Genomic DNA, 17,197 nt, shown 5'->3' with positions numbered 1-17,197 from the left:
TCACTGGGTCCGTCAGGTCTATCGTTCGAAGGTAGTCAGCCGGTGGCTGCGAGCAGGTCCGGAAGGAGCTCACGCAGCAGGGCATATGTGGTCGGTGTGAGGTCCTCCGGCACCTCGGCCTCGCGGACGCGCATCAGCTCTCCCAGCAGATTGCGTAGTTCTGCGGCGTGTCCCTCTGCGTGGGCAGCCCGCATGATGTCGCGCCAGGGTCCGTCGTCAGCGCGGTCTGGGTCGGCCAGCCATGCCTGCTGTACCGCCCACCGAGCTCCGGCGGGGTCCCCCGCCTCGAGGTACAGCTCGGCGAGGTCATGGGCAGTGTCCACGATTGCGGACGTGATGTGCCCGGGATAGATGTCGGACTCGGGCAGCCAGGTGAAGGGATTGCGTGCTCCAACTGCGTACGCCCGGTCGGCGCCGTCGAGTGGTGCTCCGCGTACCAGCTCCAGCGCGGCGCGTAGGTCCTTGACCCCGGCCGGGCCGCGGCTCTGCCCACGGCTGCGGAGGCGACGGAAGAGATGCCAGTCCAGTAGGTATCCCGGCTCAAGCCGGTACAGCCGATCGGATCCCATCTCGGGCAGCCAGGCCCTGCCGTCCTGCCTCTCCCCCAGCCATCGCCGGGCTCGCGTGATGGCCACGCGGCGGCTGGCGTCCTTGACCTGCTGCTCGGGCCACAACGCGTCGGTGAGCTGCTCGGCGGAGGCTCCGCGAGCGCCGCGCTGGGCGAGGTAGACGATGAGTTCCGCGTGGAAGCGACGACGCTGAGCAGGCGCCGGGCCCGGTGCATCGACATCCACCGGGCCGAGCACACTGATACGGGGACGAGCATTGTCCTGCTCACGCCAGGCCCGTAGGTCTGAATCGAGCTCGGGGTCGGACTGGCGGCGGCGCTGCCGGATCGCCGCGTTGACCTCTCGCCGTGGCCCGGCGTAACCCGCGTGGCCGCTGTCGATCCGCGGGACAGCAACGATGGGATCTGGTGGCGCCGATGCGTCAGAGAGGTTCGACTCATCGTTCTCGGGTGCCTGCGATATCGCGGGTTCGGCAACGGCGGCCGCGGTGAGAAGTTCAAGCACTGAGCCGGCCGCGTCGGTGCCCTCGGCCCAGTCCTCCGGCTCGGCGGCCGGCGGGACCGACTCGTCCGTGGCGCTCCGGGCCTGCGCCATGATCTCGACAAGCGGTTCCAGCTCGCGTACGGGCAGGCCCGCTGCGGCACCGTCGACGAGAAAATAAGGCAGGGCGAGATGCAGGGTCCCGTCCTCGTCGATGATGGCCGTGTTCGGGCCGGTCGCCGCGTGGACCCGGGCGGTACTGGCGACCGCGACAGCGCACCGGCCGGCCTCCCGTAGCTCTTTGCCGAACTCGTCGAGCAGATCGAGGTCGTCGGCATCCGGATCGGCGACGAGCAGCACCTGGGGTGCCCATGCCTCGCCGTTGTCGGAGATTCGGCCCGCGAGTGCGTCCGCTGCTCCAGAGGCGGAGAGGGCGGCGGCCACGGCGGCGGCTCGCCGTCGGAGGCGAGTGACGGCCTCACTGACGGACGAGGCTGCCCGCACCCGGTCCGGGTTGAGCGCGACCAGAAGTTCGGCCTCGTACGCCGGGAAGCCGGTGACGATGATCTCGACGTCGTCGGACCATGCGTTGCAGGCCAGCTCGCAGGCGATGTAACGCAGCAGTGCCAGGGTGCGCTCGCTGTCGCCAGCGATGGCGAGGCTGCCCAGGCGTTCGAGGTCGAGCAGGAGGTGCCGGCCCGGCTGGGACCCGACGGCGACGAGGGCGGGCAGCGGCGCGAGTTGCTCGGTGACGGCTGGCACGGTGACATCCCCGGGCAGGGTCCAGTGCCCCCGGTCGTCAATCCATGGCGCGGGCGGCTGGGCACCCGGTGTGGTGAGCACGACGGTGACGCTCTGGTCGACGATCCAGGCGGCGGCGATGTCCGGCAGGGGTTGCTCGCGTTCGGCCAGCGCTGCGGCGAGGCTGCGCAGGGCGAGGTCGAGCCGGTCGACGTCGGCAGGTTGCTCGGCGACCCGCAGCGCGCGTTCCGTCGCCCCACTGCGGGGATGCGGTAGTCGGCGACCGGACCGACGGTGCTGGCGCTGACGGGTTCGCCGACGTACGACGGCGGCGAGCAGCAGCGCGGAGAGCAGACCTGCGCCGGCGAGCGACCCCAAGAGTATTCCCTCGTTGACTTCGCCGTCCTGTACTGGCTGCGTGCGTCCCTGTTCTGCCTCATCGGTGGGACGTGCCGTCGCTGTCCGTTCGTCGGCAGGTGAGCTGGCCGAGGCGGAGGGCGTAGCCGTAGCAGTCGGGGGGCTTGTGGGAGCGACGGCCGGCGACGAGCTCGCGTCTCCTTGCCTCGAACCGGACGCATCCGCGGGGCTGTCGGCGGCTGCCCCTGGACGGGGATCGGCCGACGCGCTGTCAGCTTCCGAAGCGGGCGGGCTCGGCCGAGCGCGGTCGCCATTCACGACCAGACCCTGAGCTCGCTCGACGGGGCCGCGATCGCGAGCCTCCTCGGGCAGCAGAATCCGCCATCCGGGCTCGATGTGGTCGGGGAAGCGAGCGTCACGCCTCTTGAGTTGCGGGTTGAGGTCGGCGATCTCGACGTAGCGGTCGGCGTCCCCAAGGAAGCGCTGTGCTACACCCGACAGCCAGTCACCGCGTGCGACCAAATAGCTGATCCGAGCAGTAGCTGCAGCAGGTGAGGCCTGGGTCGACGTGATGGTGGCGGTCGGGGCGGTGGCCAGCGGGATGCGCAGGGTCCATCCGGCGTAGACCCGGGTGTTACCTGGTTGGAGGCTGCGCCCGTCTGGTTGCGGCAACCCGTGGTTCGCCTCGGCCAGGCGCTGCCACGAGACGTTGTAGCGCTCGGCGATGGCCAGCAGGCTCTCGCCGCGCTCCACGGTGTGCTCGAGGTGATTCTCTGCCGTCGCTGCATGGGTCGGCGCGGGGCTCGGCTGTTCGGTCGCCTCGGCAGCCGTTGTGGGTCCGACCGTCATGGGTTGAACGGCGGCGGCGGGGGCGGCAGCCGATGCCAGGGCCGGCGCGGCAAGGCCACCGAGGATGGCAGCCACCAGCGCGGCTGCGGCTCGCTGCTGGAGACGCATGCCGGGAACCTGGGCGATGCGACGCGGAATACGTCCCTTCCGGCGGCCCTGTACCTGCGCGGCGGCCTCCGCGACGACGGCGACGAGGAAGGTTACCCAGGTCCACGCGGCCAGGGCGGCGGCCACCCAGGCGACCAGCGACAGGGCCCACAGGAACAGATCTCCGTCGTCACGCGTGCTGAGTGCCTGCCAGGCCTGGCTGGTTGCGGCGCCCGGGTCGTCGGTGAGGGTGGCGAACCAGCCGCCGAGCTCGGCAAGAGGATTGCCGGCGGCCCAGAGCAGCAGAATCGGCAGAGCAGCGATCACGGCAACCAGGACGAGAGCACCGAGGGCGGTAAGGGCCTGTTGGCCGCGGCCGGCGGTGATTGCGGTGCGTGCCACGGTTGCTCCTTTGCGAGCTGCTACTGGGCGATCAGGTTCGCGGTCGCCCGGCCGGTCACCGTCGTGCCGCCGCCCCCGCCGAACAGGTCGAGCAGGATCGGGTTGTAGGTGACGGTGACGGTGACCGTGAGCTGTTGGGGGTTGTTGACACGGACGCTGCCGGTGACCCCGTCGAGATCGTCGAGGTACGCCTGCACGGCGGAGGCGGCGCGCGAGGGGTCGATCTCCTTGGCACCGCCGTCTATGGCCTGTCCGGCCTTGATTGCTTGCCCGCCAGCACGGGCCGCCTCGGCGGCGATGTTGTCCGCGCGCTGGTAGGCGCGTATCTTGGCGCCGCCGTCGACTATGAGGCCGATCAGGGCGAGGAAGGCGGGTGCGAGGACGGCGAACCAGATCGTGATCCGGCCGTCGTCGTCGCTCAGCCGGCGGATGGCGGCTTTCATGATCTTGTCAGAAGTGTCACGGGTTTCTTCCTGGCCGGGTTGTCTTGAGCTGCCGAAGCACCTGGTCATCGGGGCCTCCCGAGCACAGATGGGAGTTTCGACGGAACGTCGGGATTCCTGACTCGTTGTCGCTTGTGCAGACGTTGGCGAGTGATTCCTGAAGTGGGGCGACCATGGCGCTGGCGGTGGTGCGGTCGATCGATGCCCCGCGTCGGCTGCGGACAGCGGCCGAGTTGGAGGACTTCGAGCAGGAGTTGGTCGATCAGTACGCCTTGGCGTCGGCTGGTTCGGGGATCACCGATCGGCAGATCGTGAAGGAGCGGTACGTACTGTTCGAGTTCATCCGGTTCCTTGGCGAGCCGGTGTGGACGTGCCAGCCTGGCGACGCCGACCGGTACCTGGTGCACCTGCGCAAGGATCGCGGGCTGGCTCCGGCGACGGTGACGGGGAAGGCGTGGGTTGTTGCGCAGTTCTTCGACTTTCTGCTGACGCGGTACCAAGGAGACATCCACGCGCTGACCGGCCATGTGCTGGTGCAGCCGATCGACGAGTACAACCGGCCGCCGAAGCCGTACACGGCAAATGTGCGAGTTCCCCCGTCCGACGGCGAGGTAGAGACCCTGTTCGGCGCTTGGCGCGGGGCGTTGCCCCAGGCGCGTAAGTATCTTCCGGCGGCACGGGACTATCTGGCGGCGTCGTTGTGGCGCCGGGCCGGCCTGCGGATCACCGAGACCGCGATGTTGGACATCCGTGACTGGCGGCCGGACCTGGGTGAGCTGGGCAAGCTGCACGTGCGCTTCGGCAAGGGCAGCCACGGCCGCGGGCCCAAGTCCCGAATGGTGCCCGGGATCAACTCGATCGGCGAGCTGCTGCAGTGGTGGCTGGTCGACGTGCGGCATCAGTTCGGCGACGACTGGGCAGACCCGCACGCGCCGTTGCTGCCCAGCGAACGTCGCGACCCGGTCACCGGCCGGTGTGAACGTATCGGCACCAACGCTCTGCGCAACGGCCTTGCTTCGGCGGTGCAACGGTGGCTGCCTTCCTGGCAGAGCCGGCTGACCCCGCACGGCCTGCGCCACTACTGCGCGTCGTCGCTCTACGCCCGAGGGGTTGACCTGAAGGCGATCCAGGAACTGCTCGGGCATTCGTGGTTGCAGACGACCACTGGCTACATCCACGTGCACGACAAGCACATCGAGCACGCCTGGGCCGCGGCGAACGAGCGTGTGACGGCACGCCTGACCGAGACGACGAGGGGGTAGGTCGATGCGGTGGAACCTGCGGATGAAGGCTGCCGAGCGGGGAATCTGGAAGTCCACCGAGCTGCGCCGCCGGCTGGCCGAGGCCGGACTGGAGATCAGCGCCGGGAAGATGTCGGCGCTGTGGACCGGCACGCCGACCACGATCCGGCTCGACGACCTGGAGCTGATCTGCGCGGTGCTGGACTGCACGCCCACCGACCTGCTCGTCTGCGAGGCGGACAAGGTCGCCGCACGACGCCCCGCCAAGACAGCCATCGCCTGCGGCGAGGCCACGCCGATCACCCCGCGGCTGGGCCGGACCCGATCGGCGCCACCGGTATGAGCAGACCCCGCGTCCGGCGATGCACCAGCTGCCGCACCACGCCGGTGGCCATGCCGCAGGTCGACTTCTGCTTCACCTGCTGGCCGGGTGGCCCGGTCATCCCGCCGCCATGCCTGCGCTGCGGCTCCCGTTTCGGCTACTTCGCCGCTGGGCTGTGCACCCGTTGCCACCCCTACGCCACGCCGCCGGTCGAGTCCTGCCGGGACTGCTACGCGTGGGGCGTGACCCGGCTGCACAACTGGCGGTGCCACGGCTGCAGCACCTGGCGCGCCAAGTACAAGGTCGTCGGCGACTGCCGCACCTGCGGCCGGGCCACCATCCTCGGCGCCGAGGGCGTCTGCCGACTGTGCCGCAAGCAGGCCACCCTGGTCCGCACCGGCCGCGACAAGCTTGACGTTGTCGCTGCCAACCGCAACGGGCAGCAACTGTTCCTGGCCAACATGTTCTCCGACGGCAGCCGCTACCAGCCCAAGTCCACCCCGCCCGCGGCCGACCACCCGCCGCGGCGCCCTGTCCGACACCAGCAACTGCTGCTGTTCACCATGGAGCGTGACCTCGCCGCGTGCGGACGCGCCGCCATGCCGGCACCACCCGACCCGGCTTTCGCCGACGAGCTCGACCGACACACCCGCTGTTACGCCGCTGCCCGACGGTGGGGCAAGAAGCACACCGACGAGGCCCGCTGGGGCATCCGCATCCTGCTCGGTCTGCAAGACACCCCCGGCGCGGCCATCAATGCCACCGAGGTCCTCCAACTGCGCGCCGCCGGCCTGCGCACCTGGACCGTGCTCGAGGTCCTCGCCGACGCCGGCCTGCTGATCGACGACCGGCACCCAGCGTTCGACACCTGGTTCCACAGCCAGATCGAGGGCCTTCCCGAGCCGATGACCACCGAACTGCTCACCTGGTACCACGTCATGCGGCACGGCCGTCCCACCAGCCCGCGCCGACGGCCGCGCTCCGAGACCACCATCCGCCTGCACACCAGCTGGGCCCTGCCCACCCTGCGCGCCTGGGCCACCAGCGGACACACCACCCTGCGCGAGATCAGCAAGGACGATGTGCTCGACGCCCTGCCCGCCTCCGGGAACCAGCGATCCACCGCCGGACAAGGACTCAAGTCGGTCTTCCGCGTGCTCAAGGAGCACAAGGTGCTGTTCACCGACCCAACCCGCCGCGTCAAAACCGGCGAACACGCATCCCGCCAGCCCGTCCCCGCCAACCTCGACGCCATCCGGCAGGCCCTCAACTCCAGCAACCTCGCCCAAGCAGCCGTCGTCGCCCTGATCGCCTTCCACGGACTGCGCCCCGGACACATCCGCCGTCTCAAGGTCACCGATCTGCGCGACGGACGCCTGCACACCGACGGCCGCGTCATCGTCCTGGCCGAGCCCGTGCTCGACCGCCTCAACCGCTGGCTCGACTACCGCCACACACGCTGGCCCAACACCCTCAACGACCACTTCTTCCTGCACTACCGCACAGCCTGCCGGCCCGACGCCGCAGTCGGCCAACGCTGGACCTGGCTCATCACCGGCAAAGGACTGTCCGGCACCGCGATCCGCGAAGACCGCATCCTCAACGAAGCCCACGCCACCGACGGCGATGTCCGCCGCCTCGTCGACCTGTTCGGCCTCTCGGTGCAGGCCAGCACCCGCTACACCGCCACCGTCGACCACCCCGGTCTCACCGGTCCGACCGCAAACCGCGATTCCACCACCGGCTGACCCGCCGAACCCCAGGACTTGATCTCCACACAACCACCACAGCAACACCCCCACGCCGGGTCGCGACTGTGGTTTCCTGCTCCCATGACCCCGCCCAGCAGCACCCTGCGCGCCGCCGACCAGATCGCCTACCTCGACCAAGCCGCCGCCAGCGATCCCGGGCGCCAATACAAGCAACAACTCCTCACGGCGCTGGACCTGCGCCCAGGCCACGTGGTGCTCGATGTCGGGTGCGGGCCCGGAACCGACCTTCCCGCGCTGGCCAACGCGGTCGGAGACAGGGGAGCCGTCATCGGCATCGATCACGACCCAGCGATGCTGGAGCAAGCCCAGCAACGAACCGCAGCGCACACACACGTCACGGTTCGAGCCGGCGATGCCCACGCCCTGCCACTCGACGACGCCAGCATCGACCGTGCCCGCACCGACCGGGTGCTGCAACACCTCACCGACCCCCGCCAGGCACTGGCCGAACTGCGACGAGTCGTACGTCCCGGCGGCCTGGTCGCACTGGCCGAACCAGACTGGGACACCCTCGCCATCGACGCCGCCGACACCGCAACGAGCCGCGCCTACACCCGCTACGTCACCAGCAAGGTGGTTCGCAACGCCGCTATCGGACGGCAACTCGGCCGACTCCTCAACGACGTCGGGTTCGAAGTCGCCTCCATCCAGGCCACCGTCGCCATGTTCCACGACTACCAAGCCGCAGACGCCATCCTGCGGATGCCCGCCGTCGCCCAGCGCGCATGGCAGTCCGGAGCCCTCGACGAGAACGCCGCCCGGACCTGGCTCACCAGCCTGACCAACGGCCCATTCCTGGCCGCCTTCACGTTCTTCACCGCCATCGGCCGCGTTCCCACCACAAACAGCTAGGCGGCGGAATCCACCGTTCCAGCCAGCCCGGCTGACGCTCTCGCCATAGCCGGTTCCCGAACTGAAGCGCACCGATATGCTCATCACACGCCACCCACACTCGGGTTCGCCGCAGAACCTGCTTCAGTAATCCCGAACCCGAGAGCTCTTCCCCGATATGTGTCCAGCGGGCTGGTGAAGGATGCGCTGATCGGCACCGTGCCAGGCATGCCGGGCAGTGCGACGTCGGAGAAGGTCGCACGGCACCTCAGGGTGGCGGTGACGGTGGCGGGTTGCCCGACGGGGACGTCGAAGCCTGCGGTGGAGACCGTGACGTTCAAGCTGGTGCAGCTCAGTCCCTGGGCCTCGAGCGTGGCGCGGGCGGCCGCCTGCGCCTGGGCGTTCGCCTCTCTTGAGGTGCGTGCCAAGGAAGCGGTGCGTGCAGCGTCGTAGGCCGCCGCTTCCAGAGCCTGACGGGCGAGGTTGACCCGGCCCGCGATGACAGCGCTGGCGAACAACGCCAGGATGGCGGGCGCGACGACTGCCATCTCGATGGATGCCGACCCGCGTTCCCGGCGGTTCCATCGCCTCCTCATGGTGCGGTCGGCCGTTCTACCGGGCCATGCGCGGATCTGCTGATCGTCCAATTGAAGCCGGGAAGCACGGTGATCGCCCGGCCGGTGACGGTGACTCGTACCTCCGTTGCCGTACGAGTGACGACGACCTGCCGGTTCTCCAGGCCGGCTCCGGCGGTGGACAGGAAGTTGAGGGCTCGACTCTCGCCGGCTGCGGCTGTGGACTGGTAGCCACGGGCGCCGTTGACGCCCTGGGTGGCGGCTGCCAGCGCGATGGACTGGGCGAAGAAGACCAACCCGGTCTGGACGACGGCGAAGGTCAGCAGGAGCATCGGCAGCGCGATGATGGCGAACTCCACCGGCGAGCTGCCACGGTCGCGGCAGCAGGGGTTGATCCGCCCGCGCCCGGCCGGGCGTGGGCGGATGAGGGGCGCTCTCATGGTCACGGCTGGGTGGGGATGAGCGCGACCCAGCCGTTGGCGACGGCGACGATCGCCCCGGCGACGACGACGGCACCGGCGACGAGGATCGCGGTGATGACGGCGGTGCCGACCGGGCTGTCGCCTCGCTCGGCCTCAGCCGGCGTGGTCAGGTTCTGCCAGCGGGCTGCCAGGTGGGCGACGAGTGCGTGGATGGTGTGCATGGCGGTTCCCTCCGTGAGTGGGTTGTGCCGCTTCAGCGGACGAACAGTCGGGCCATGAACGGGTAGCCGATGAGGACGAGGAGTACGAGGATCAGCGCCGCGGCGGGGATGTCGAGCTTGTTGGTGCGTAGCTCGGCTTGGGCGAGTGCCTCGGTACGGATCCGGTCCCGCATCGAGTCGGCGCGAGCGCGCAGCGTCTGGTGGACGTTGGCGCCCTCGTTGCCGGCCGTGCGCATGATGTCCGCCAGGTCGCCCAGCTCGACGACCTCGATGTCGCGAGCGAGGACCTTCAGTTCGTCCCATGGCGGCCGCAGCTGGAGCTGTGCGCTGAGCAGGGCTTCCCGGATTCGGTCGAATACCCAGCCCTGGCAGACGCTGGCCGCTCGGTCCAGCGACTCGACCGGGCCGTGACCACCGAGGACCTGGTGGGCGGCGAGGTCGAGGTAGGTGCACATGGCTCGGGTGAATTCCGCCCGGGCGGCGGTGGCCTTGACGACGACCTCCCGGTGTGCCAACGCCGCGCCGGCCAGCGCGGCGGCGACCGTGCCACCGGCGGGAATGAACACGGGTATCGGCAGGGCCAGCACCGCGACGGCGATGGTGATCAGAGCGGGCAGGACCAGGCAGAACAGGGCGGACAGCCCAAGGGTGAGGAGGTACTGGTCGGTGCTGCGGTTGAGGAGCCGCAGGTCCGCGTGCGGTACCGAAAATCGGCGCCGGAGCCAGCTGATGCCGGCCGGGGTGCTGCTCGGGGTGCTCATCGGATGTAGCCGGCGAAGCGCGGGCCCGAGCGCCGGCGGTGCGGGGATCAGCTGTACGACCAGCAGGAACAGCCCGAACCCCGTCAACGCGCCGGCGATGACCATGGCGGTGAGGTGACCGTTGTTCATGCTGGCGCTCCCACGGTCTGCCTGTCGGCCGGCGGCAGTAGGCGTTCCCGCTTCGGCGGGAGGCTGAGTTTGCGTACCGAGGCCATGAGCACGACGTACAGGCCGGCGAGGAAGAGCAGGACGAGTTGCCCCAGCACGCTGCCGTAGGGCTGCAGGTAGTGCGGATTGATCACCCCGTAGGCCAGGAGCATGATGGTCATGCCGGTCAGGAACCGCACCGCGAAGCGGGGGCCTTCACGCTTGGCGTCGACCGTTGAGCGCATCTCGATCTCGGCGGCAATGGACCGGCTGATGCCGGTCAGCACCTCGTGCAGGCCCTCACCGCGATCGGCGACGTGGAGCATGAGCGGTGCGATGACCTGGTCGGCGGTGTAGTCGTTGAGGTCGTCGGCCAGCTGCTGCAGGGCGGCGGTTGGGTCACCGCCGGCCTGCAGCCGCGCCGCCAGGTCACGGATCTCCTGTTCGATGAGTTGCGGCGCGGTCGCCGCAGTCGCCACGACCGCCTGCTGAAGGCCGATCCCTCGGGCGACGATGTCCGCCAACCGGCGGGTCCAGGCCTCAACGGCCTCCAGCCGAGCGATCGCCTGCTTCTCAGCGCGACCGGCGGCGAACAGCCAGGGTATGCCCGGAACGGCGATGCCGATGATGGCCCCGGCGGCGGGCCAGCCGGTCAGGAGCCAGGTCAGTGCGCCAGCAACGACCGCAGTGATCACCTTGAGCTGGTGGCTGCGTTGCTCACGCCGCGTTCGCCCGGGCCCAACCCACCAGCGGCGGGCACGCTGCTGCAAAGCCGACGGCGGACGGGGCGGGCGGGTGGTTCCCACGACGCCGAGCACACCGACGATCGCCCCGGCGACGGCGAGCAGGCCCGCCAACACAGCGGCGAGGTCGAGCAGGCTCATGGCCGCCTCGTCAATGTGTCGAGGCGAGTGGTCCAGGCGCCTCGGTTGTGCTCGCCCTGCTGGATGTAGCCGGTGAGCTGGCGAGGGTCGTAGTCGACCCGTAGGAAGGATTCGAGCAGCCGTTCGGGGAGGTGTCGCGGCACGGCTCGCCCGTCCGGCCCCGGTCCGAAGATCTGCGTGGTGACGAGCTGGTCGCCGCTCATCCCGCCGACCTCGACGATCTCTGAGACGTAGCGGTGCTTGCGGCCGCCGAGCTTGGTCTCGTCCTCGACGCTGACGTACACGATGAGGTCGATGGCGCCGGCAGCCATCCGTCGTGCCAGTTCCGCGGTCATCTCGGGACCGTGCTGCAGGGCGAGCTCGATGACGCGGTCCATGACAGCTCGGGGATTGCGAGCGTGGATGGTGCAGAGCGATCCCTTGCTGGTGGCCATGGCCTGCAGCATCGGCACGATCTCCCGGGACCGGACCTCGCCGACGATGATCCGCTGGACTGACATCCGCAGGGTCAGCGGGATCATGTCCATGATCGTGACCTCGCCGGCCGGTCGGCCATCGGCACCGCGTGAGCCGTGGCCTTCCCGGGATTCGAGGCTCATCGCCCAGCGGTGCCGGCCGGTGGTGTGCAGGCCGAGCTCGCGCGATTCCTCGAGGGTGACGAACTGCTCCCCGGCAGGGATCTCGCGAGCCAGCCCGCGTAGCAGGGTGGTCTTTCCGGCGTCGGCGAGGCCAGCGACCATGATGTTGAGGCCGGCGGCCATGGCCGCCTTGAGGAACTGGCAGATCAGCTCGTCCATGGCGCCGTACCGGTCGCGCAGGCCCTCGAGGCTGACGTCCATGAGGGTGTGCCGGCGGATGGCGGCGTAGGGTCGCACCGACACCTGCATGAGTACGGTGAGGCGGCTTCCGTCGGGCAGCTGCATGTCCAGCCAGGGCTTCGTCGACGACAGCGAGCGTTCGGTCGCCCCGGCGCGCATCGCGAGGACCTGGAACATGTCGACCAGTTCCTTGTCGCTGTCGGCAACCGGTTCGCCCACCGTGATCCGCCCGTCGGTGTGCTCGATTCGCACGTTGTCGCAGCCGAGGATGTGGATGTTGACGATGTCCTTGCGTTCCAGGAGCTGTTGCAGACGCCCCAGGCCGAACATGTCGGCGGCGACGGCGTCGAGCAGGGCGTCCTCTTCCGCCTGTGAGATCGGCTGCCCGGCTTGGTGCAGGGTGTCGACGTGGTCGCGTACCAGCCGCGCGGCGATGCGTTCCGCTTCCGCTTGACGGTGTCCGGGAGAGACGTTGGGTGTCTCTCGCAGTGCGGCGGTCAGCTCGGCGCTGACCCGGGCGCGCAGCAGCCGCACCGCCGCGTAGTCGATGCTGACCGGCTTCACCGCCGCCTGATCAGCGGTGGGTGACGGGCCAGGATCAGGTACGGCCGCGGCTGCGTTGCCGTTGGTTGGCCAGCGGTGGCCGTTCGCGGCGATCCGGTCGGCCGCTGCCGGCCAGGTCGGGCCGCTGGGTCCGCGCTTATCGAGCATGGCTGCTCCCGGTCGACGACGTGGGCAAGAGATGCGCTCGCCGGCGTGCGATCGCCTCCCGGACGGCTGGTTCAGCGCTGGCGGCGGCACGTAACAACTGCTGGCTGCCGCGAAGCCGGCCGTCACCGTCGCTGAGTACCTCGGCGGTGCGCCGGTCGTCGGGCAGCTCCATCAAGGTTGGGAGCTGTAACCGCTGTTCGATGTCTCGTCGGCCGTATGGGCCGTCGCCAATCAGGGCCAGGGCGACCCCGTCGCGCCCCTGTCCGTGCTGGGTGAGTTCCCGGCGGAGGAGCTCGGCCGCGGCCACAGCCGGGGCGATGGTTCGCAGGATCGCCGTCCGTACGACGAGGAGTACCAGGTCCGCGCGGAACAGCAGCGGCCACGGCGGCGCGCTGGTGGTCAACCGGCCGCAGTCTGCGATGACGTCGTAACCGTCCTCGCCGCGCTCCAGGTCGCTGAAGAACGCGGCAAGCGGCTCCCAGGTCGGGCGGATGGTCCCCGCCTGTACGGGGTCATTGATGCCGGGCAGCAGGATCCGTCGGCCCGGATGACCGGCGTCGAGATCGACCAACTGGCGGGGAAAGACGTCGCCGAGCTGGTCGCGCAGGGCAGCCGCCGCCAGTGGCAGCAAGCCGATCGGTGGAATGTCCAGGCTCGAGAGGTATCCGCTCAGGATGCTGCCACCTGCGGGATCGCACTCGGCCAGCACCGTGCGTCCGCCCCAGGACAGGGTGCAGGCCAATGCGGTGGTGGTGACGCCAGGCGAGCCCTTGGCCGAGACCATCGCGATGAGTGCCACGTCAGCTCCCCGAGGTCAGGGCAACGACGATCCGACCGGCAGCGGCGCGTGCGGCCACGAGTGGCCCGTCGCGTTCGACGACGGCGACGTTGAGGAGTGTCGTCCCCTCCTTCACGCCGTCCCGCACGTCGATGACGGTGGCCTTGATGCTGATCGGTGCGGTCGTGGCCTGCTGATTCGCGACCGGGCCGTCGTCGGTGGTCACGACGAGGAGGACCTCGCCACCAGGCTTGATCCGCTCAGCAGGCATACGCTCCTGCGAAAGGCTTATGCCGACCAACTGCCTACCGGGTCCCGGCACTGCGGTGTCGGCGAGCTGCGCCTGAGTCAGCAGGGTACCGGGCACCAGCGCGACCGCGGCGAACTTGCCGATGACGGCGTCGGCGGCGCTGCTCGGGATGGGCTTGAGGGCCGGGTCCACCGTGATGCGCACGGTGCGAAGGTCAGAGCGACCGATCGTGGAGCCGACCTCCACCCGGGTGGCCACCGCCAGATACTCGGCTGTGGTGCCGACCTTGCGCAGCACGCCCCCGGCGATCAGCCCACCGGCTGCGACGAGCGCCACCGCGAGCCAGACGAGGGCCGGGCGCCAGCGTCGTTGCGGAGCGACTCGGGGCACGGCGTACGGCGCGGCAACCGTTGGGGTGGCCCGGGAGGAGGTGGTCGGGGAGCTGGTCATGACGTGATCACCTGCAGTTCGCCGATGTCGAGCGTGGTCGTGGAGGAAAGGTCGATGGACTGTGAGCCGCTGTTCCCGCCTCCCCCGCTCCACGTGATCAGCCACGAGGTGGTCGCCGTGACGGTGTACCGACCTTCGGGTCGGGTGCTGCTTGGCCGCGAGTAGCCGTCGTATCCGCAGTCCGGTGACTTCCGGTTGCCGAAGGACGGCTGGTACGGCGTGCCGGGCTTGGTACAGGTGACGGAGTTGCCGTCCCCCATGCTCCAGACAACCTTTTGCGCCCGGGCGGTAGCGGTGACCGACCGACCTGGCACCGTCGCGGTCCGGGTGATGGGCCCCCAGGTGGTGGGACTGACGTTGTTCCAGAGCCAGATCGGCAGTCCGACCAACCCGGAGCCGTTCGTCCGCGGAGCAATCCCGATGTTCGGCCCGTCGAGCTTCATCTCGGCGATGGCTCGTTGGGCAAGTTCCTGGTACGAGGGCAGGATCCCGGCGGGCGGGTCTGGCGACCAGGTAGCCGGGCTCTGCGAGGCGATGTCGCCGTAGACGCACGTACGGATGCTCCAGTAGCCGTCGGTCCGGCCGCCCGGCGGCGGTGGGACGCGCTTGACGTAGCAGGAGCCGTCCCAGACCCCGAGTTCGTCGACCACGCACGGCACGGGCTGACCTTCGTAGCTGCACCCTTTACCCGCACCGCCGCCGTTGTTGCCTCCGCCGTTGTTTCCGCCGCCGCCGGTGCCCGGTTGCTCCACCACCCAGTAGCAGTTGCCCAGCGCATCGCAGTGCTCATAGTCGGCGTACGCGGGGTCGGGTGCGAGCAGGGCACCCATGCTGGCCACCAGAATCAGGACTGCGGCGGCGAGCGGGGTACGCCTCAGCATGACCTCTCCCGCTGCGCGTTGACCTCACGGATTCGCCACTGGCCGTCGCCGAACAGCTCAGCCTGGGCGATCACCACGTACCTCGTTGCCTGGCCCTTCGTACGCGCCGACTTGCCGGTCTTCTTGGAGACCACATCCCACCCGCTGGTGTCGAAGCAGTCCTCGATCTCGGCGGTGAAAGGACGCCAGGTGGTGTCGACCCTGCTCACGGCGGGCGCCGAGACCGGCTCCCCGGTGGTGACGAGCCCCTGCTGAAACTTGATCAGCAGGTCCTGGCGCACCGTCAACAGCGCCGGGTCCGCCACGAACCTGTCGAGTTTCGCGTTGTAGTCACCCTTGTTCGAGGCGGCGACGTAGCTCCGGACGTAGTTCTGATAGGCGGTCAACGCTGCCGCCTCGGCTTCGGCATTTTCGGCGTCGGCCGTCGGTTGTGGCGATGCCGACGCCGCTGGGGGGCTCGAGCTCGGCGTGATGGCAGGCTTTTCGTCGCCGCACCCCGTCATCCCGGCGAGCACGGTGCCGGTGAGCCCAGCGGCGAGCCACCGGGCTCTCGGGTTCACGGCCTTGCTGGTGATCGCAATCAAGGCGTATCTCCTCTGATGGCTGGCATGGCCTTCACCTGCCGCTGGCGATGCCTGGTCGGGCGCTCAGCCCCGGTGCGTTGTGGTCGCTTCGCCGACCTACGGACGCCACTGGCCGCTCGCCGGCGGACGTGCCTATGCCAGATGGCTGGAGCCCGCTGGGTGCTGGACCGCCCGAAGGTGTCCCTACTGTGCGGCCCAGCGCCCCCTCCGGTCGACGGCGTCCGGGCCGGGGTGCCGCTCCCGGTTGCCCGCCCGCCGCGAGGGCCAGCGGGTGCTGGGAGTTGGATCCCCCGTTTCATCCTTTGTGGAGTTGCCCCTCCCACCGGCCGTACCCCCGTTCGGATCCGTGGGCCAACTGTCGGCCCCCGAAACACGGACGTTGAGCGGATGCCGCCTTCGCTCAACAGGCGTTGCCCAACGCAGTGGCGATCATACGCTCACGCTCGGTGCACGTGTCAACATCTGTTTCGCGTACGCTTGTAGATGCGACACTGTTGTTTAGGTCGCTGGAGGGTGAAGAATCATGGTCGAAGATCAGCAGGTTGAGCTCGAGTTGCCGCCCCTCGACACGCTGGCCGCCAGGCTGGAGTACCTGTTCGACAAGATTCGCCCCACGCCGGAGGAGCTCAGCGACTCCGACGAACCCGGACGCCGGTACACCAATAAAGAGATCGCCGACAAGATCAACGCAGCGGCGAGCGACACCGGTGTCACCATCAGCGCGGCCTACATCGGAGAGCTACGCCGGGGTGTGGCCAGCGACCCCCGGATGTCGCACGTACGCGCCTTGGCCGCCGCGTTCGGCGTCAACTCGGGCTACTTCGTCGACGAAGCGGCCGCGCGACGAATCCAAGACCAGATCGGGCTGCTCAACGAGCTCCGCCGGATGGACGTCAAGCAGGTGGCACTACGCCAGGTGCTGGCCGACAGTGGACTGTCTGCCACGGACACTCAGCTGATCGAGCAGATGGTGGCCCGCTTGCGCGCCGTGGCCGAGGGTTCAGACGCCAACAGTGCCAGCGACGAGCCTGACGAACGCAGGTAGCGGTGCTGTTCCTTCGGTGGCAGCACGCCAATGAGCGGGAGAACGCTGACGTGACGTTGAACCGACTACGCAAGCGCTGCGAGAGGCTGCTCGCCGAGCTGGAGGTGCCGGAACGGTCCGACATCCGGATGCTGTGCCAGATTCTCGGCGAACGGCGCGGCCGCCCCATTCACCTGGTCCCGATCAGCCTGCCGGCACACACGGTGTGCGGGATGTTCGTACCGACCGGCGACTTCGACGCCATCTTCTTCGAGCAGGACACCTCGCCGCTGCATCAGATGCTGATCATCGGACACGAGCTTGGGCACCTGATCGCCGGTCATCGGACGACCGAGATCCTGGATCCGGACGCCTCGCGGTTGCTGCTGCCAGACCTCGACCCGGAGTTGGTCCAACGCAGCCTCGGTCGCAGCAACTATGCCGCTGCTGAGGAGCGTGAGGCCGAGATGATCGGTTCGCTACTTCTTCGGCGGGCGCACAGCGGCGGCAGCGAACAGGACGACTCACCGCTGGATAGCCGGCATGCCGAGCTGTACGACCGGTTGCGGCGCTCGCTGGAACACCCCGACTGGTAGC

General features: G+C 69.2%; 17 protein-coding genes and 1 pseudogene. 6 read left to right on the top strand and 12 right to left on the bottom strand.

Annotation, left to right across the window (positions count from 1 at the left end; all coding sequences use genetic code 11):
* Positions 1-35: 35 nt before the first annotated feature.
* Together GA0070621_RS04840 and GA0070621_RS04835 are read right to left on the bottom strand one after the other, a co-directional pair.
* Positions 36-3,485, bottom strand: a complete 3,450-nt coding sequence (locus GA0070621_RS04840) for a LysM peptidoglycan-binding domain-containing protein (protein ID WP_091191922.1) — start codon at positions 3,483-3,485, stop codon at positions 36-38.
* Between the two features lie 20 nt (positions 3,486-3,505).
* Positions 3,506-3,997 carry a TadE/TadG family type IV pilus assembly protein gene (locus tag GA0070621_RS04835; RefSeq protein ID WP_091191921.1) on the bottom strand — a complete coding sequence of 164 codons (492 nt, stop codon included), beginning with the start codon at positions 3,995-3,997 and terminating at the stop codon, positions 3,506-3,508.
* A gap of 104 nt (positions 3,998-4,101) precedes the next feature.
* On the opposite strand from GA0070621_RS04835, the gene GA0070621_RS04830 reads away from it, so the two are divergent.
* The 4 genes from GA0070621_RS04830 to GA0070621_RS04815 all read left to right on the top strand — a co-directional run bounded on the left by GA0070621_RS04830 (position 4,102) and on the right by GA0070621_RS04815 (position 8,115).
* Entirely contained in the window at positions 4,102-5,190 is a 1,089-nt protein-coding gene (locus GA0070621_RS04830) for a tyrosine-type recombinase/integrase (protein WP_091191919.1), read from the top strand.
* A 4-nt stretch (positions 5,191-5,194) separates the two neighbouring features.
* Entirely contained in the window at positions 5,195-5,512 is a 318-nt protein-coding gene (locus GA0070621_RS04825; protein ID WP_091191917.1) for a helix-turn-helix domain-containing protein, read from the top strand.
* Positions 5,513-5,562: 50 nt separating this feature from the next.
* A complete protein-coding gene (locus GA0070621_RS04820; RefSeq protein ID WP_091202005.1) occupies positions 5,563-7,239 on the top strand; it encodes a hypothetical protein in 1,677 nt (558 codons plus the stop codon).
* Between the two features lie 84 nt (positions 7,240-7,323).
* Positions 7,324-8,115 (top strand): methyltransferase domain-containing protein, encoded by a 792-nt coding sequence (locus tag GA0070621_RS04815; protein WP_091191915.1) that lies wholly within the window; start codon positions 7,324-7,326, stop codon positions 8,113-8,115.
* Positions 8,116-8,198: 83 nt separating this feature from the next.
* Here GA0070621_RS04815 and GA0070621_RS04810 read toward each other — a convergent pair whose 3' ends face one another.
* The 10 genes and pseudogenes from GA0070621_RS04810 to GA0070621_RS04765 all read right to left on the bottom strand — a co-directional run bounded on the left by GA0070621_RS04810 (position 8,199) and on the right by GA0070621_RS04765 (position 15,576).
* Positions 8,199-8,690, bottom strand: coding sequence for a TadE/TadG family type IV pilus assembly protein (locus tag GA0070621_RS04810; RefSeq protein WP_091191913.1), 492 nt, complete (start codon positions 8,688-8,690; stop codon positions 8,199-8,201).
* Complete coding sequence (locus GA0070621_RS04805; RefSeq protein ID WP_091191911.1) at positions 8,687-9,109, bottom strand: TadE family protein; 423 nt, start codon at positions 9,107-9,109, stop codon at positions 8,687-8,689. The genes GA0070621_RS04810 and GA0070621_RS04805 overlap by 4 nt, the downstream gene beginning before the upstream one ends.
* Positions 9,110-9,111: 2 nt before the next feature.
* Entirely contained in the window at positions 9,112-9,312 is a 201-nt protein-coding gene (locus GA0070621_RS04800; RefSeq protein ID WP_091191910.1) for a hypothetical protein, read from the bottom strand.
* Positions 9,313-9,344: 32 nt separating this feature from the next.
* Positions 9,345-10,202 (bottom strand): type II secretion system F family protein, encoded by an 858-nt coding sequence (locus GA0070621_RS04795; RefSeq protein ID WP_091191908.1) that lies wholly within the window; start codon positions 10,200-10,202, stop codon positions 9,345-9,347.
* Positions 10,199-11,104, bottom strand: coding sequence for a type II secretion system F family protein (locus GA0070621_RS04790; protein ID WP_091191906.1), 906 nt, complete (start codon positions 11,102-11,104; stop codon positions 10,199-10,201). The genes GA0070621_RS04795 and GA0070621_RS04790 overlap by 4 nt, the downstream gene beginning before the upstream one ends.
* Positions 11,101-12,626 (bottom strand): annotated as a pseudogene (locus GA0070621_RS30670) (CpaF family protein). The gene GA0070621_RS04790 and the pseudogene GA0070621_RS30670 overlap by 4 nt, the downstream one beginning before the upstream one ends.
* A complete protein-coding gene (locus GA0070621_RS30320) occupies positions 12,623-13,432 on the bottom strand; it encodes a P-loop NTPase family protein (RefSeq protein ID WP_091191902.1) in 810 nt (269 codons plus the stop codon). Before GA0070621_RS30320 ends, GA0070621_RS30670 begins: the two are co-directional and overlap by 4 nt.
* 1 nt (position 13,433) lies before the next feature.
* On the bottom strand, positions 13,434-14,111 hold the full coding sequence (locus GA0070621_RS04775; RefSeq protein WP_091191900.1) for an SAF domain-containing protein: 678 nt from the start codon (positions 14,109-14,111) through the stop codon (positions 13,434-13,436).
* Complete coding sequence (locus tag GA0070621_RS04770; protein WP_091191899.1) at positions 14,108-14,992, bottom strand: hypothetical protein; 885 nt, start codon at positions 14,990-14,992, stop codon at positions 14,108-14,110. The genes GA0070621_RS04775 and GA0070621_RS04770 overlap by 4 nt, the downstream gene beginning before the upstream one ends.
* Positions 14,986-15,576 (bottom strand): hypothetical protein, encoded by a 591-nt coding sequence (locus GA0070621_RS04765; protein WP_091191897.1) that lies wholly within the window; start codon positions 15,574-15,576, stop codon positions 14,986-14,988. Before GA0070621_RS04765 ends, GA0070621_RS04770 begins: the two co-directional genes overlap by 7 nt.
* A 523-nt stretch (positions 15,577-16,099) precedes the next feature.
* Between GA0070621_RS04765 and GA0070621_RS04760 the strand changes: the two genes are divergently transcribed.
* Complete coding sequence (locus GA0070621_RS04760; protein WP_091191895.1) at positions 16,100-16,621, top strand: hypothetical protein; 522 nt, start codon at positions 16,100-16,102, stop codon at positions 16,619-16,621.
* Between the two features lie 2 nt (positions 16,622-16,623).
* Positions 16,624-17,196, top strand: a complete 573-nt coding sequence (locus GA0070621_RS30665) for a hypothetical protein (protein WP_167666589.1) — start codon at positions 16,624-16,626, stop codon at positions 17,194-17,196.
* Position 17,197: the final 1 nt, after the last annotated feature.

Origin of the sequence: Micromonospora narathiwatensis (assembly GCF_900089605.1) — a bacterium.
Taxonomy (GTDB): Bacteria; Actinomycetota; Actinomycetes; order Mycobacteriales; family Micromonosporaceae; genus Micromonospora; species Micromonospora narathiwatensis.
Note: the sequence above shows the minus strand (reverse complement) of the source record. Positions and strands in the feature narration are given on the sequence as shown.

Bases quoted from the DNA above. Each gene is read 5' to 3' on its own strand.
- GA0070621_RS04830 (WP_091191919.1), top strand. From the start codon at position 4,102: ATGGCGCTGGCGGTGGTGCGGTCGATCGATGCCCCGCGTCGGCTGCGG.
- GA0070621_RS04770 (WP_091191899.1), bottom strand. From the start codon at position 14,992: ATGCTGAGGCGTACCCCGCTCGCCGCCGCAGTCCTGATTCTGGTGGCC.
- GA0070621_RS04835 (WP_091191921.1), bottom strand. From the start codon at position 3,997: ATGACCAGGTGCTTCGGCAGCTCAAGACAACCCGGCCAGGAAGAAACC.
- GA0070621_RS04815 (WP_091191915.1), top strand. From the start codon at position 7,324: ATGACCCCGCCCAGCAGCACCCTGCGCGCCGCCGACCAGATCGCCTAC.
- GA0070621_RS04805 (WP_091191911.1), bottom strand. From the start codon at position 9,109: ATGAGAGCGCCCCTCATCCGCCCACGCCCGGCCGGGCGCGGGCGGATC.
- GA0070621_RS04790 (WP_091191906.1), bottom strand. From the start codon at position 11,104: ATGAGCCTGCTCGACCTCGCCGCTGTGTTGGCGGGCCTGCTCGCCGTC.
- GA0070621_RS04825 (WP_091191917.1), top strand. From the start codon at position 5,195: ATGCGGTGGAACCTGCGGATGAAGGCTGCCGAGCGGGGAATCTGGAAG.
- GA0070621_RS04820 (WP_091202005.1), top strand. From the start codon at position 5,563: ATGCCGCAGGTCGACTTCTGCTTCACCTGCTGGCCGGGTGGCCCGGTC.
- GA0070621_RS04800 (WP_091191910.1), bottom strand. From the start codon at position 9,312: ATGCACACCATCCACGCACTCGTCGCCCACCTGGCAGCCCGCTGGCAG.
- GA0070621_RS04760 (WP_091191895.1), top strand. From the start codon at position 16,100: ATGGTCGAAGATCAGCAGGTTGAGCTCGAGTTGCCGCCCCTCGACACG.
- GA0070621_RS04775 (WP_091191900.1), bottom strand. From the start codon at position 14,111: ATGACCAGCTCCCCGACCACCTCCTCCCGGGCCACCCCAACGGTTGCC.
- GA0070621_RS04795 (WP_091191908.1), bottom strand. From the start codon at position 10,202: ATGAACAACGGTCACCTCACCGCCATGGTCATCGCCGGCGCGTTGACG.
- GA0070621_RS04810 (WP_091191913.1), bottom strand. From the start codon at position 8,690: ATGAGGAGGCGATGGAACCGCCGGGAACGCGGGTCGGCATCCATCGAG.